Here is a 12,439-nt window from a genome sequence, read left to right as displayed (position 1 = left end):
CGCATGGTCACCGGTTTCATCTATGCGCTGGCGGCGCTCGCCGAGATCGCCGGCTGCTTCGCCTTCTGGGCGGTGGTGCGCTCGGGGGCGAGCCCGCTCTGGCTGGCGCCGGGCGCGCTCAGCCTGGTCGCCTTCGGCGCCCTGCTCACCCAGGTCGAGGCCAGCGCCGCCGGCCGGGCCTTCGCGGCCTATGGCGGCGTCTATATCGCCGCCTCGCTCGCCTGGCTGTGGGCGGTGGAGGGGCTGCGGCCCGACCGCTGGGACATCGTCGGCGGCGCCGTCTGCCTCGCCGGCGCGGCGATCATCCTCTACGCGCCGCGCGGCTGAGCGCCATTAGTGCGCACTCTTCAGCGCGCACCCCTCACCGGGCTCTGGCGACGCAGAACTCCACCACGTCGATCAGCGCCTGCTTGGCCGGGCCGTCGCGGAACAGGCCGAGCGCGTCCTTGGCGATGGCGCCGTAATGGCGGGCGCGCTCCACCGTGTCGGCGAGCGCGTGATGACGCGCGAGGCAGTCGATCGCCCGTTCCAGATCGCCGTCGCCGATCTCGCCCTCCTGCAGGCAGCGCTTCCAGAAGGCGCGCTCCTCGTCATTGCCGCGGCGGAAGGCCAGCACGATCGGCAGGGTGATCTTGCCCTCGCGGAAATCGTCGCCGACATTCTTGCCGAGCTTGGCGCGCGAGCCGCCATAGTCGAGCGCATCGTCGATGAGTTGGAAGGCGATGCCGAGATTCATCCCGTAGCTGCGGCAGGCGGTCTGCTCGGCCTTGGTGAGCTTGCCGAGCACCGGCCCGACCTCGCAGGCGGCGGCGAACAGTTCGGCGGTCTTGCCGCGGATGACGGCGAGATACTCGTCCTCGCTGGTGGCGGTGTTCTTGGCGGCGGCGAGCTGGGCGACCTCGCCCTCGGCGATCACCACCGCGGCGGTGGAGAGGATGTCGAGCGCCCGCATGTCGCCGACCTCGATCATCATGCGGAACGCCTGGCCGAGCAGGAAGTCGCCGACCAGCACGCTCGCCTCGTTGCCCCACAGCATGCGGGCGGCGAGCTTGCCGCGGCGCATCTCGCTGTCGTCGACCACGTCGTCATGCAGCAGCGTCGCCGTGTGCATGAACTCCACCGAGGCGGCGAGCTTCACATGGCCTTCGCCCCGGTAGCCGGCGAGCGCGGCGGTGGCGATGGTGAGCATCGGCCGCAGCCGCTTGCCGCCGGAGGAGATGAGATGCGTCGCCACTTCCGGGATCATGGCGACGTCGGAGCCGGTGCGCGACAGGATCAGCGCGTTGACGCGCTCCATGTCCTCGCGGACGAGGGCGACGATGCTCTCCAGCGACGGTTCGGCCACGGGATCGAAGGGTATGACGACAGCCACAGACATGTTCCGACAATGTTCAGCCCGGCCGACAGGATAAGGACACGCCCCCCTGTCCGGCAAGCCGCCCGCCGCGGCGGGCATGCCGGCGGGGAAGTGCGGCGGCGGGACGGCGCGCCCGGCCCTCCCCAGCCGGCGGCCGGCATGCCATGATGCGGCATGCGGGAAATCATGCGCACCAACGATCCGGTCCTCCTCTCCGCCGTCGAGGCGCTGCTCGGGGCCGACGGCATCGCCCATCTCGTGCTCGACCGGCATATGAGCATTCTGGAAGGTTCGCTCGGCGTCATCCCGCGCCGGGTGCTGGTGGAGGACGACGCGGCGAATCGCGCCCGCCGGCTGCTGGCGCAGGCCGGGCTCGGCGGCGAGCTCGTGCCGGAATGAGGTGGAACGCGATGAGCCTTCCCGATCCCGTGGCTTCGGAACCGCCGGCGACGGATCTGCCGATCACCGACGACACGCTGCTCGGCGGGCGGCTGCGCCTGCTCCAGCCGGCGCGCGGCCATCGCGCCGGGCACGACGCGCTGCTGCTGGCGGCGAGCGTGCCGGAGGGCGTCCGCCTCGCCGTCGATCTCGGCGCCGGGGTCGGCGCCGCCGGCCTCGCCCTTGCGGTGCGCTGCCCGGACGCCCTCGTCACGCTGGTGGAGATCGACCCCGCCACCGCCGCGCTCGCCCGCCGCAACGCCGCCCGCCAGCAGCCGGACGTCTCGGCGCGGGTGCGGGTGGCGGAGGCCGACATCGCCACCCTCGCCCGTCCGGGCGGGCCACCCGAGCCCGTGGCCCGCGCCGCCGACGCGGTGCTGATGAACCCGCCCTTCAACGATCCCGCCCGCCATCGCGTCTCGCCGAGCGAGCGCCGGGCGCTCGCCCATATGGCGGACGATTCGGCGCTGGATATCTGGATCCGCGCCGCCGAGCGGCTGCTGGCGCCGGGCGGCCATCTCGCCCTCATCCACCGGCCGGAGGCGATCGAGGTGATCCTCGCGTCGCTCTCGGGCCGTTTCGGCGCCGTGACGATCCGCCCGGTGCATGGGCGCCCCGGCACGCCGGCGATCCGGCTGCTGGTCGGCGCGGTGAAGGGGAGGCGCACCGCGCCGGCGCTGCTGCCCGGCCTCCTGCTCGCCGACGGCGCGGGCCGGCCGACGCCGGAGGCCGAGGCGCTGCTGCGCCGGGGGACGGCGCTTCCCGCTTGAGCCGCGGCCCGGCCCGCCCTATGTCTTGCTGATGGCAAACGCGTCCTTGTTCACCCAGTTGCGCCGGCACATGGCGCCCGTCCTGCCGGCCTCGCTGCGTGACGACGCGGTGATCGTGCCGGTGGTCCGGCTGTCCGGCACCATCGGCATGGGCGGCCCGCTGCGCCCTTCCATCACCCTCGCCTCGGTGGCCAAGAGCCTCGACAAGGCCTTTGCCACCAAGCGGGCCAAGGCGGTGGCGCTGGTGATCAATTCGCCGGGCGGCTCGCCGGCGCAGTCGCATCTCGTCTACAGGCGCATCCGCGAGCTCGCCCGCGAGAAGGACCTGCCGGTCATCGCCTTCGTCGAGGACGTGGCGGCCTCCGGTGGCTACATGCTGGCCTGCGCCGCGGACGAGATCGTCGCCGATCCGTTCTCGATCATCGGCTCCATCGGCGTGGTGAGCGCCGGCTTCGGCTTCGACCGCGTGATCGACAAGCTCGGCATCGACCGGCGCGTCTACACCGCCGGCGAGCGCAAGGTGATGCTCGATCCGTTCCAGCCGGAAAAGCCGGAAGACGTCGAGCGACTCAAGGGCCTGCAGCGCGACATCCACGCGGTGTTCGTGTCGCTGGTGCGGGAGCGGCGCGGCGACGTGCTCGCCGCCGACGAGGCGACGCTGTTCACCGGCGAGTTCTGGGCGGCCGAGCAGGCGCAGGCCTTCGGCCTCATCGACGCCATCGGCGACCTGCGCTCCTATCTGCGCGCCCGCTACGGCGACAAGGTCTCGACGCCGCTCGTCACCTCCGGCGGCGGGCTGCTCGGCCGCCGCACGCCCGGTGTCGGTGCGGCGGGAGCGCTCGGTGCCGGGGCGATAGGTGCCGGCTTTGCCGAGGAACTCGTCCACGCCGCCGAGGCGCGGGCATTGTGGGGCCGCTTCGGCCTGTAGGCGCATGCTTTCGGGCCCACGCTTCGAGGAAATCCATCCATGCCTCCTTTCCTGATCGTCGCCCTCGGTGCCTTCGGCGCCGCCGCCCTGGTCAAGATGCTGGCGCGCGAGTCCCGCCGGGTGAATGCCGAGCTCGACGCCGCCCGCCGCGCCGAGGACGCGACGCCGGCCCCGGCCGCCCCGACCCTGCGCCGCGACCCGGTGACCGGCGAGTATCGCCCGCAGGAGCGTTGAGGCCGGCGGGCGAGGAAACTGGCGGGCAGGGAGGCGGCGAGCGCGCCGTTCGCCGGCCTTTGGGTACCGTTCGGGCGCCGGCGGGGCATCATTACCGCGAATTCACTTTGTGCAGTGCGGCTTCCGTTTTATCCCCTTGTATGGACAGGGGAAGCTACGGGACCGGCCATGCTGCAGCGCTCCAACACGGAACTCGGTGAGACCACGCTCGCCCGCAGCCGCCCGCGTCGCTGGCCATGGCTGGCGCTGGTGGCGGTTCTGGCGGCCGGCGGCGGCTTCTATGCCTATCAGCAGCGCGAGCGCGCGGCGGAGGCGCCCGCCTACCAGACCGCCAGGGTCGAGCTCGGCGATATCGAGACGCTGGTCACCGCCATCGCCAATATCCAGCCCAAGACCTATGTCGATGTCGGCACCCAGGTGTCGGGCCAGCTGCGCACCGTAACGCCCGATGTCGGCGACGTGGTGAAGAAGGGCGACCTGCTCGCCGAGATCGACCCCACCGTCTACCAGACCCGCGTCACCGGCGACCGCGCCAATCTCGACAACCTGAAGGCGCAGCTGGCGCAGGCCGAGGCGCAGCTGGTGCTCGACAGGCTGCGCAACGAGCGCGCCCGGCAATTGCTCGCCAACCAGAGCGGCAGCAAGGACGCCGCCGACGCCGCCGATGCGACGGCGCGCATCAGCGCCGCCAAGATCGACGCGCTGCAGGCGCAGATCAAGCAGACCCAGGCGACGCTGGACGGCGACCTCGCCAATCTCGGCTACACCAAGATCTACGCGCCGATGGACGGCACCGTGGTCAGCCTCTCGGCCAAGCCCGGCCAGACGCTGAACGCCAACCAGTCCGCCCCCATCGTGCTGCGCATCGCCGACCTGCAGACCATGACCGTCACCGCCCAGGTGGCGGAAGGCGACATTCCGCGCATCAAGGTCGGTGCATCGGCCTATTTCAACACGCTCGGCCTGCCGGACCGGCGCTGGGAGGGCGTGGTGCGGCAGATCGAGCCGACGCCGACCGTCGTCAACGACGTGGTGCTCTACAACGTGCTCATCGACGTGCCCAATGCCGACCTCACCCTGATGACCAACATGACGGCGCAGGTGTTCTTCCGCCTCGGCGAGGCGAAGGGCGTGCCGCTGGTGCCCACCGCCGCCATCCGCGCCGGCCGCGACGGCGCCAGGAGCGTGCGGGTCCTGACGCCCGGCGGCGCCGTCGAGGAACGCAAGGTGACCACCGGCCTGTCGAGCCGCTCGGTGACGCAGGTCATCGACGGCCTGTCGGTCGGCGACACGGTGATCACCGGCACCCGTGGTCCGGCTGCGGCCCCGGCGCGGCCGGGCATGCCGCCGCGGCTCGGCTGAGGCGGCGCCATGAGCTCCGAAACCACCGGTCTTGAGATCGCGAGCGAGGCGCCGGAGGCCCAAAGGGCCGCCACCGGCGTCGCCGACGCGGAGCCGGCGATCGTCGAGCTCGTCGATGTCAGCCGGCTCTATCCGAACGGCGAGAGCGTGGTGCGGGCGCTCGACCGGGTGTCGCTGTCGATCCGGTCCGGCGAGTTCGTCGCCATCATGGGCCAGTCCGGTTCGGGCAAGTCGACGCTGATGAACATCGTCGGCTGCCTCGACCGCCCGACCTCCGGCCGCTACCACATCGGCGGCGTGGAGGTGGAGGGGCTCGACCCAGACGCGCTGGCGCATCTGCGCTGCACCACGTTCGGCTTCGTGTTCCAGCGCTACAACCTGCTGCCGACGCTCACCGCGGCGGAGAATGTCGAGATCCCCGCGATCTATGCCGGCCTCGGCCGCGAGGAGCGTGCCGGCCGCTCGCAGGCGCTGCTCGCCCGGCTCGGCCTCGCCGAACGGGCCGGACATCGGCCGAACCAGCTCTCCGGCGGCCAGCAGCAGCGCGTCTCCATCGCCCGCGCGCTGATGAACGCCGCCCCGGTGATCCTCGCCGACGAGCCGACCGGCGCGCTCGACAGCCGCAGCGGCGAGGAGGTGCTGGCGCTGCTCAAGGAGCTGAACGCCGAGGGCCACACCGTCATCCTCATCACCCACGACGCCGAAGTCGCCGCGCATGCGCGGCGCATCGTGCGCTTCCAGGACGGGCGCATCGTCTCCGACGAGCCGACGCCGGGCGCGGCCGCGGCGCCGCCGCCGGTCGTGCCGCCCAGGCCCGCCGGTGCCCTCGCCGGGCGCGGCGGCCTCGCCCGCTTCGTGCCCGACCTTGCCGAGGCGGTGCGGATGGCCTTCGCCTCCATGCACGCCAACCTGTTCCGCACCGTGCTGACGCTGCTCGGCATCGTCATCGGCGTCGCCTCGGTCATCACCATGCTGGCGGTGGGCGACGGCGGCAAGAAGCAGGTGATGGAGCGCATCGCCCAGATCGGCACCAACCTGCTGATCGTGCGGCCCGGCGCGCCGGGCATCCGCACCTCCGGCGACAACGCGACGCTGCTGCCGGAGGACGCCGAGGCGCTGCGCGCCATTCCCGGCCTCGGCGCGGTGGCCGCCGAGCGCAGCGGCCGCTACACGATGCGCTTCGGCTCGGAGGATTATTTCACCCAGATCATCGGCACCACGGCGGATTACCTCGCCGCCCGCGACTGGCCGGTCGACAGCGGGGTGATGTTCTCCGCCGACGACGTGAAGACCTATGCGCCGGTGGTGGTGCTGGGCCAGACGGTCGCGAGAAACCTGTTCGGCGAGGACGACCCGGTCGGGCGCTATGTGCTGGTGAAGAACGTGCCCTACCAGGTGATCGGCGTGCTCTCGCCGCGCGGCGCCAATGCGTTCGGCCAGGACCAGGACGACGTGGCGCTGGTGCCGCTCTCCACCGGCTTCGTGCGCATTTACGGCCGGCGCTTCGTCAATTCGGTGACGCTGAAGGTGGATGACGCCGCCAATATTCCCGCCGTCGAGAGCGAGGTGAGCCGCATCCTCGTCGAACGCCACCAGGCCGAGGATTTCCAGGTGCGCAACACCGCCCAGTTCCTCGAGACCGCGGTGGCGACGCAGGAGACGCTGACGCTGGTGCTTGGCTGCGTCGCCGCCATCTCGCTGATCGTCGCCGGCATCGGGGTGATGAACATCATGCTGGTCAGCGTCACCGAGCGCACCCGCGAGATCGGCATCCGCATGGCGACCGGCGCGCGCATGAGCAACATCATGCTGCAGTTCAACACCGAGGCGCTGGTGGTGTGCGGGGTCGGCGGCGCGGTGGGGGTGGCGATCGGCCTCGGAGCGGCGCTGGGCCTGGGCTCGCTCGGCGTCAACGTGCTGCTGTCGCCGCTGCCGCCGCTGCTCGCCTTCGGCTGCGCCTTCCTCACCGGCCTCGTGTTCGGCTACCTGCCGGCCCGCAAGGCCGCGGGGATGGATCCGGTGGTGGCTCTGGCCTACGAATAGGCCGGCCCCGCCCTCGATCCGCATGGCCGCCCTCTTGCCCGCCGCGGCGCGGTCGGATACGCGAAGCGCGACACGGGAGGCCTTTCATGAACGTTCTTCTGCTCGGCTCGGGTGGCCGCGAGCATGCGCTGGCCTGGAAGCTGGCGCAGAGCCCCTCGCTCGGCGCGCTCATCGCGATTCCCGGCAATCCCGGCATCGCCGAACATGCGCGCTGCTTCGAGACCATCCCGCTCACCGACCACGACGCCATCGTCTCGGTCTGTGCCGCCGAGAAGATCGACCTCGTGGTGGTCGGGCCGGAGGCGCCGCTGGTCGACGGCATTGCCGACCGGCTGATCGCCGAGGGCCTGGCGGTGTTCGGCCCGCGCCGCGTCGCCGCCCAGCTCGAAGGCTCGAAGCTGTTCACCAAGGAATTGTGCCGCCGGCACGATATCCCGACCGCCGCCTTCGGCCGGTTTTCCGATGCCGGGGCCGCCCGCGCCTTCGTGCATGAGCGCGGCGCACCGATCGTGCTCAAGGCCGATGGGCTGATGGCCGGCAAGGGCGTCGTCGTCGCCATGAGCCTCGCGGAGGCTCTGGAGGCGGTGGACGAGGTGTTCGCCATGGGCGCGCCGGGCGGCGGCCCCGGCACCGAGATCCTGATCGAGGAATTTCTGGAGGGCGAGGAGGTCAGCTTCTTCTGCCTGGTCGACGGCGAGACCGTGCTGCCCTTCGGCTCGGCGCAGGACCACAAGCGCGCCTTCGACGGCGACGAGGGTCCCAATACCGGCGGCATGGGCGCCTATTCGCCGGCCCCGGTCTTCACCGCCGAGATGGAGCGCCGCACGCTCGCCGAGATCGTCAAGCCGACCGCGCGGGCGCTCGCCGATGCCGACAGCCCCTATAGCGGCGTGCTGTTCGCCGGGCTGATGATCACCGCCGACGGTCCGAAGCTGATCGAATACAATGTCCGCTTCGGCGATCCCGAATGCCAGGTGCTGATGCTGCGGCTGGAGGGCGACCTGCTCGAATTGCTGCACGCTACTGCCACCGGCCAGCTGGTCGACCAGCGGGTCTCCATGGCGCCCGACGCCGCCATCACCGTGGTCATGGCCGCGCGGGGCTATCCGGGAGCCTATGCCAAGGGCACGCCGATCGCCGGGCTGGAAGCGGCGGCAGCGGTGCCGGGCGTGCACGTCTTCCACGCGGGGACCACGCGCGAAGGCGGGCGCATCGTCGCCAATGGCGGGCGGGTGCTCAACGTTACCGCCGTCGGCGCCAATGTCGCCGAGGCGCGCGAGCGTGCCTACGACGCGGTGGCGCTGGTCGACTGGCCCGAGGGCTTCTGCCGGTCCGACATCGCCTGGCGGGCGCTGGCCGGCTGAACCCGAACATCTGAACCATGACGGGTGCCACGGCGTTTTCAAACAATTGCCGTGGAATCATGCGATACCCCCCGCCATGGACGATCCCTTTGCCGCACGCGGCCACTATCCGCCGCCCCACGATCCTGTGATCAGCTCGCACGGCACCTCGACGGCCGTGCACGAGCCCTCGATCGCCGTCGCCCTCGGTTCGGGCGGCGCGCGCGGCCTGGCGCATATCCTGGTGCTGGAGGCGCTGGACGAACTCGGCATCCGCCCCGCCGCCATTGCCGGCGCCTCGATCGGCGGGCTGATCGGCGCCGCCTACGCCTCCGGCATCCCGGCCCACGAGCTGCGCCATATGATCTCCGTGCTGCTGCGCGATCGCGGCGAGGTGATGCGCCGGCTGCTCGCCGCCCGCGTCGGGCGCATCGCCGACCTGTTCGGCGGGCTGGGCAATCCGGTGCTGATCGATGCCGAGCGTTTCGTCGAAGGCTTCCTGCCCGCCTCGGTGCCGGAGCGCTTCGAGGAACTGTCGATCCCGCTTCATGTCGTCGCCACCGATTACTGGGCGCGGCGCGAGCAGGTGTTCTCGACCGGCGAGATCCGCCCGGCGGTCGGCGCCTCGCTGGCGATTCCCGGCCTGATCCGACCGGTCGTGCATGCCGGCCACACGCTGGTCGACGGCGGCGCGGTCAATCCGCTGCCCTTCGACCTGCTGCGCCTGCGTGCCGACAAGGTGCTCGCCGTCGACATAACCGGCGGCCATGGCGGCGAGACCCGCGGCGTGCCGGCCCCCTTCGACGCCATGTTCGCGACCTTGCAGATCATGGCCGGCAGCATCGTCGCCGAGAAGTTGAAATCCGGCGCGCCGGACATCCTGATCCGCCCGAATGTCGATTCCTTCCGGGTGCTCGACTTCTTCCGCGCCGCCGCCATCTTCAAGGCTGCCGAGCCGGTGAAGGACGAGGTGAAGCGCCGGGTGGAGGCGGTGTTCGCCTGAGACCGTGCCGCAGGAACGGCCCGACTCCCGCGGGCAGGACCGGCGGGAGAGGCATCCCTAGCGCCGCGCGGCGAAGAAGTCCTTCAGCAGGTCGGCCGCCTCGCGGGCGCGCAGCCCGTCATAGATGTCCGGCACATGGTGGCAGGTCGGCGCCGAGAAGAAGCGCACGCCACTCTCCACCGCCCCGCCCTTGGGATCGGCGGCGCCGTAATAGAGCCGGCGCAGCCGTGCCCAGGCGATGGCGCCGGCACACATGGTGCAGGGCTCCAGCGTGACGTAGAGATCGCATTCCACCAGCCGGTCGCTGCCGACAAGCGCCGCCGCCTTGCGGATCGCCAGCATCTCGGCATGGGCGGAGGGGTCGCTCAATTCCCGCGTCCGGTTGCTCTCCGCCGCCAGCACGGCGCCGCCGCGCACCACCACCGCGCCGACCGGTACCTCGCCGCGCGCGGCGGCCTTTTTCGCCTCTTCGAGCGCCTGCGCCATGAAATCGGGCCGTGAAACGGTCGTGCTCAAGCGCTCGTGTCCCCAAAAGCTCGCGTCCGCGCCCCGGACGTGATAGCACCGCCGCCCTGAGATCGGATCAATCCACATGTCCAAGACGCCGCCGCCCCGCAAGGAACAGAACCGCGTGCCCCGTGCGCCGCGCAGCCTCGCCCCCGCCGAACCGCGGGAGGCCGAGCGCGTGGCCAAGGTCATCGCCCGCGCCGGGCTCGGCTCGCGGCGCGAGATCGAGGACTGGATCGGCGAAGGCCGGGTGACGGTGAACGGCGAGGTTCTCGCCACCCCCGCCCGCACCGTGACGCCCGAGGACGCCATCACCGTCGACGGCCGCCCGCTGCCGGCCAGGGAGCGCACGCGGCTGTTCCTCTACCACAAGCCCAAGGGCGTGGTGACCACCAATTTCGATCCCGAGGGCCGTCCGACCCTGTTCGAGATCCTGCCCCAGGGATTGCCGCGGCTGGTCTCGGTCGGCCGGCTCGACCTCACCACCGAGGGGCTGATCCTGCTCACCAATGACGGCGGGCTGTCGCGGGTGCTGGAGCTGCCGGACACCGGCTGGCTGCGCCGCTACCGCGTGCGCGCCAAGGGCGACATCACCCAGGACAAGCTCGACGCGCTGATCGGCGGCGTCACCGTCGACGGCGTGCATTACGGGCCCATCGAGGCGATGCTCGACCGTGTGCAGGGCGCCAATGTGTGGCTGACGCTGGCGCTGCGCGAGGGCAAGAATCGCGAAGTGCGCAACGTGCTCGGTTCGCTCGGCCTCGACGTGAACCGGCTGATCCGCCTCTCCTACGGCCCGTTCCAGCTCGGCGAGCTCCCCCAGGGCGAGGTCGAGGAGGTGCGCACCCGCATCCTTGCCGACCAGCTCGGCCCGGAGCTCTCCGCCGCCGCCGGCGCCGATTTCGAAGGGCCGGTCTTCGTTTATGACGGCTCCGACGAGGAGGCGCCGCGCGCGCCGAAATCCGCCTCCAGCCCGCCGTCGCGCTCCGCCAAGGGCGCCCGCTATGCCAAGGCCGAGGGTGCCGAGGATCGTCACCGCCGCCGGCCGATCGACACCGAGCCCACCGCCGACAGGACGGTGAAGGCCGGCCTCGTCGCCGATCGCAAGGGTCGCAAGGTGCTGGTGCAGCGGGTAAAGAGCACCGCCCCCGAGCCGGCGCCCGAGCGCGCGCCGCCGCGTGGCCGCCGCCCCGAGGGCGACCGCCCGTTCCGCTCGCGCGAGGGCGGCGAGCGTCCGCCGCGTCGCGACGATGCCGAGCGCCCGGCCCGTGCCCGTGTCGAACGCCCGCGCCGCGAGGAGGGCGAGGGCGGCGAACGCACCTTCCGTCCGCGCCCGCCGCGCGAGGAAGGCGACCGCCCGCCGCGCCGCGAGGATGGCGAGCGTCCGTTCCGCGCACGTAGCGAGCGTCCCGAGGGCGCGCGTCCGTTCCGCAAGCGTGAGGAAGGCGACCGCCCATTCCGCTCGCGCGAAGGCGGCGAGCGCCCGCCGCGTCGCGACGACGCCGAGCGTCCGGCCCGTGCTCCCCGGCGCGAGGAGGGCGAGCGCACCGAGCGCGCCTTCCGCCCGCGCACCCCGCGCGAGGAGGCGGCCGCCGAGCGTCCGCCGCGCCGCGAGGATGGCGAGCGTCCGTTCCGTGGCCGCAGCGAACGTCCCGAAGGCGAGCGTCCGTTCCGCAAGCATGAGGAAGGCGACCGCCCCGCCCGCAGCCGCGATATCGGCGACCGCCCGCCGCGTCGCGAGGATGGCGAGCGTCCGTTCCGCGGTCGCAGCGAGCGTCCCGAAGGCGAGCGTCCGTTCCGCAAGCGTGAAGAGGGCGACCGCCCCGCCCGCAGCCGCGATATCGGCGACCGCTCGCCGCGTCGCGAGGATGGCGAGCGTCCGTTCCGCGGTCGCAGCGAACGTCCCGAAGGCGAGCGTCCGTTCCGCGAGCGCTCCTTCCGTGGCGAGGGCAGCGATCGTCCCTATAGCGGCCGCGTCAAGTCGGAGGAGGGCGGGCGTGCCCGTCCGCAGCGCTCCGGCGGCAGCGAGGGCGCAGAGCGTCCCCGGCGCGACAGCCGGCCGGAGGGCAAGGGCGCCGGCGGCAAGACCTATGGTGCCAAAACCTATGGCGCCAAGAATTTCGAGGGCCGCAAGAGCTCTGACGGCGACAAGCCCCGCGGCGAGCGCTCCTTCGGCGACAAGCCTCGCGGCGAGCGTTCCTTCGGTGACAAGCCTCGCGGCGAGCGTTCCTTCGGTGACAAGCCTGGAGGGCGTCCCGCGGGCAAAAGCTTCGCCGGGAAGCCGGGCGGCAAGAGCTTCGGCGGCAAGCCGGGAGGCGGGCGGCCGAGCGGTGGCAAGCCTTCTGGCGGCAAGCCTTCTGGTGGCAAGCCCGGCGGTGGCAAGCCGCGCGGGGATCGTCCCGCCGGCGGCCCCCGCGGGCGGACGCCGCGCAGCTGATCGCGGGGAACCCGAGC

The 12,439-nt window shown here is 72.0% G+C and carries 12 protein-coding genes; 10 read left to right on the top strand and 2 right to left on the bottom strand.

Annotated elements, in window-relative coordinates; translation table 11 throughout:
- The first annotated feature begins 3 nt into the window (after window positions 1-3).
- Window positions 4-327 carry a YnfA family protein gene (locus tag AC1RU4_RS08235; protein ID WP_492890578.1) on the top strand — a complete coding sequence of 108 codons (324 nt, stop codon included), beginning with the start codon at window positions 4-6 and terminating at the stop codon, window positions 325-327.
- 34 nt (window positions 328-361) lie between these two features.
- Here AC1RU4_RS08235 and AC1RU4_RS08230 read toward each other — a convergent pair whose 3' ends face one another.
- Window positions 362-1,372, bottom strand: a complete 1,011-nt coding sequence (locus AC1RU4_RS08230) for a polyprenyl synthetase family protein (protein ID WP_492890577.1) — start codon at window positions 1,370-1,372, stop codon at window positions 362-364.
- 159 nt (window positions 1,373-1,531) lie between these two features.
- On the opposite strand from AC1RU4_RS08230, the gene AC1RU4_RS08225 reads away from it, so the two are divergent.
- The 8 genes from AC1RU4_RS08225 (at window position 1,532) to AC1RU4_RS08190 (ending at window position 9,478) form a co-directional block, all read left to right on the top strand.
- Window positions 1,532-1,756: a putative signal transducing protein gene (locus tag AC1RU4_RS08225; protein ID WP_492890576.1), complete on the top strand. Its 225-nt coding sequence runs from the start codon at window positions 1,532-1,534 to the stop codon at window positions 1,754-1,756.
- 11 nt (window positions 1,757-1,767) lie between these two features.
- A complete protein-coding gene (locus AC1RU4_RS08220) occupies window positions 1,768-2,565 on the top strand; it encodes a tRNA1(Val) (adenine(37)-N6)-methyltransferase (RefSeq protein ID WP_492890575.1) in 798 nt (265 codons plus the stop codon).
- Between the two features lie 31 nt (window positions 2,566-2,596).
- A complete protein-coding gene (locus tag AC1RU4_RS08215) occupies window positions 2,597-3,493 on the top strand; it encodes a S49 family peptidase (RefSeq protein WP_492890573.1) in 897 nt (298 codons plus the stop codon).
- Between the two features lie 39 nt (window positions 3,494-3,532).
- On the top strand, window positions 3,533-3,727 hold the full coding sequence (locus tag AC1RU4_RS08210; protein WP_492890572.1) for a hypothetical protein: 195 nt from the start codon (window positions 3,533-3,535) through the stop codon (window positions 3,725-3,727).
- Window positions 3,728-3,895: 168 nt separating this feature from the next.
- Window positions 3,896-5,089 carry an efflux RND transporter periplasmic adaptor subunit gene (locus AC1RU4_RS08205; RefSeq protein WP_492890571.1) on the top strand — a complete coding sequence of 398 codons (1,194 nt, stop codon included), beginning with the start codon at window positions 3,896-3,898 and terminating at the stop codon, window positions 5,087-5,089.
- A 9-nt stretch (window positions 5,090-5,098) separates the two neighbouring features.
- A complete protein-coding gene (locus AC1RU4_RS08200) occupies window positions 5,099-7,132 on the top strand; it encodes a MacB family efflux pump subunit (protein WP_492890570.1) in 2,034 nt (677 codons plus the stop codon).
- Window positions 7,133-7,218: 86 nt separating this feature from the next.
- On the top strand, window positions 7,219-8,496 hold the full coding sequence (purD, locus tag AC1RU4_RS08195; protein ID WP_492890569.1) for a phosphoribosylamine--glycine ligase: 1,278 nt from the start codon (window positions 7,219-7,221) through the stop codon (window positions 8,494-8,496).
- Window positions 8,497-8,572: 76 nt separating this feature from the next.
- On the top strand, window positions 8,573-9,478 hold the full coding sequence (locus tag AC1RU4_RS08190; RefSeq protein WP_492890568.1) for a patatin-like phospholipase family protein: 906 nt from the start codon (window positions 8,573-8,575) through the stop codon (window positions 9,476-9,478).
- A gap of 57 nt (window positions 9,479-9,535) precedes the next feature.
- Here AC1RU4_RS08190 and AC1RU4_RS08185 read toward each other — a convergent pair whose 3' ends face one another.
- Entirely contained in the window at window positions 9,536-9,964 is a 429-nt protein-coding gene (locus AC1RU4_RS08185; protein WP_492890761.1) for a nucleoside deaminase, read from the bottom strand.
- 106 nt (window positions 9,965-10,070) lie between these two features.
- Here AC1RU4_RS08185 and AC1RU4_RS08180 point away from each other — a divergent pair, with 106 nt between their 5' ends.
- Window positions 10,071-12,422 (top strand): pseudouridine synthase, encoded by a 2,352-nt coding sequence (locus AC1RU4_RS08180; RefSeq protein WP_492890567.1) that lies wholly within the window; start codon window positions 10,071-10,073, stop codon window positions 12,420-12,422.
- Window positions 12,423-12,439 lie beyond the last annotated feature (17 nt).

The organism is Ancylobacter sp. GW821-FHT10E12 (assembly GCF_058809335.1).
Note: the sequence above shows the minus strand (reverse complement) of the source record. Positions and strands in the feature narration are given on the sequence as shown.

Excerpts from the sequence above, each read along its gene's own strand:
- AC1RU4_RS08235 (WP_492890578.1), top strand. The coding sequence starts at position 4 with ATGGTCACCGGTTTCATCTATGCGCTGGCGGCGCTCGCCGAGATCGCC.
- AC1RU4_RS08225 (WP_492890576.1), top strand. The coding sequence starts at position 1,532 with ATGCGGGAAATCATGCGCACCAACGATCCGGTCCTCCTCTCCGCCGTC.
- AC1RU4_RS08220 (WP_492890575.1), top strand. The coding sequence starts at position 1,768 with ATGAGCCTTCCCGATCCCGTGGCTTCGGAACCGCCGGCGACGGATCTG.
- AC1RU4_RS08215 (WP_492890573.1), top strand. The coding sequence starts at position 2,597 with ATGGCAAACGCGTCCTTGTTCACCCAGTTGCGCCGGCACATGGCGCCC.
- AC1RU4_RS08210 (WP_492890572.1), top strand. The coding sequence starts at position 3,533 with ATGCCTCCTTTCCTGATCGTCGCCCTCGGTGCCTTCGGCGCCGCCGCC.
- AC1RU4_RS08205 (WP_492890571.1), top strand. The coding sequence starts at position 3,896 with ATGCTGCAGCGCTCCAACACGGAACTCGGTGAGACCACGCTCGCCCGC.
- AC1RU4_RS08200 (WP_492890570.1), top strand. The coding sequence starts at position 5,099 with ATGAGCTCCGAAACCACCGGTCTTGAGATCGCGAGCGAGGCGCCGGAG.
- purD (WP_492890569.1), top strand. The coding sequence starts at position 7,219 with ATGAACGTTCTTCTGCTCGGCTCGGGTGGCCGCGAGCATGCGCTGGCC.
- AC1RU4_RS08190 (WP_492890568.1), top strand. The coding sequence starts at position 8,573 with ATGGACGATCCCTTTGCCGCACGCGGCCACTATCCGCCGCCCCACGAT.
- AC1RU4_RS08185 (WP_492890761.1), bottom strand. The coding sequence starts at position 9,964 with ATGGCGCAGGCGCTCGAAGAGGCGAAAAAGGCCGCCGCGCGCGGCGAG.
- AC1RU4_RS08180 (WP_492890567.1), top strand. The coding sequence starts at position 10,071 with ATGTCCAAGACGCCGCCGCCCCGCAAGGAACAGAACCGCGTGCCCCGT.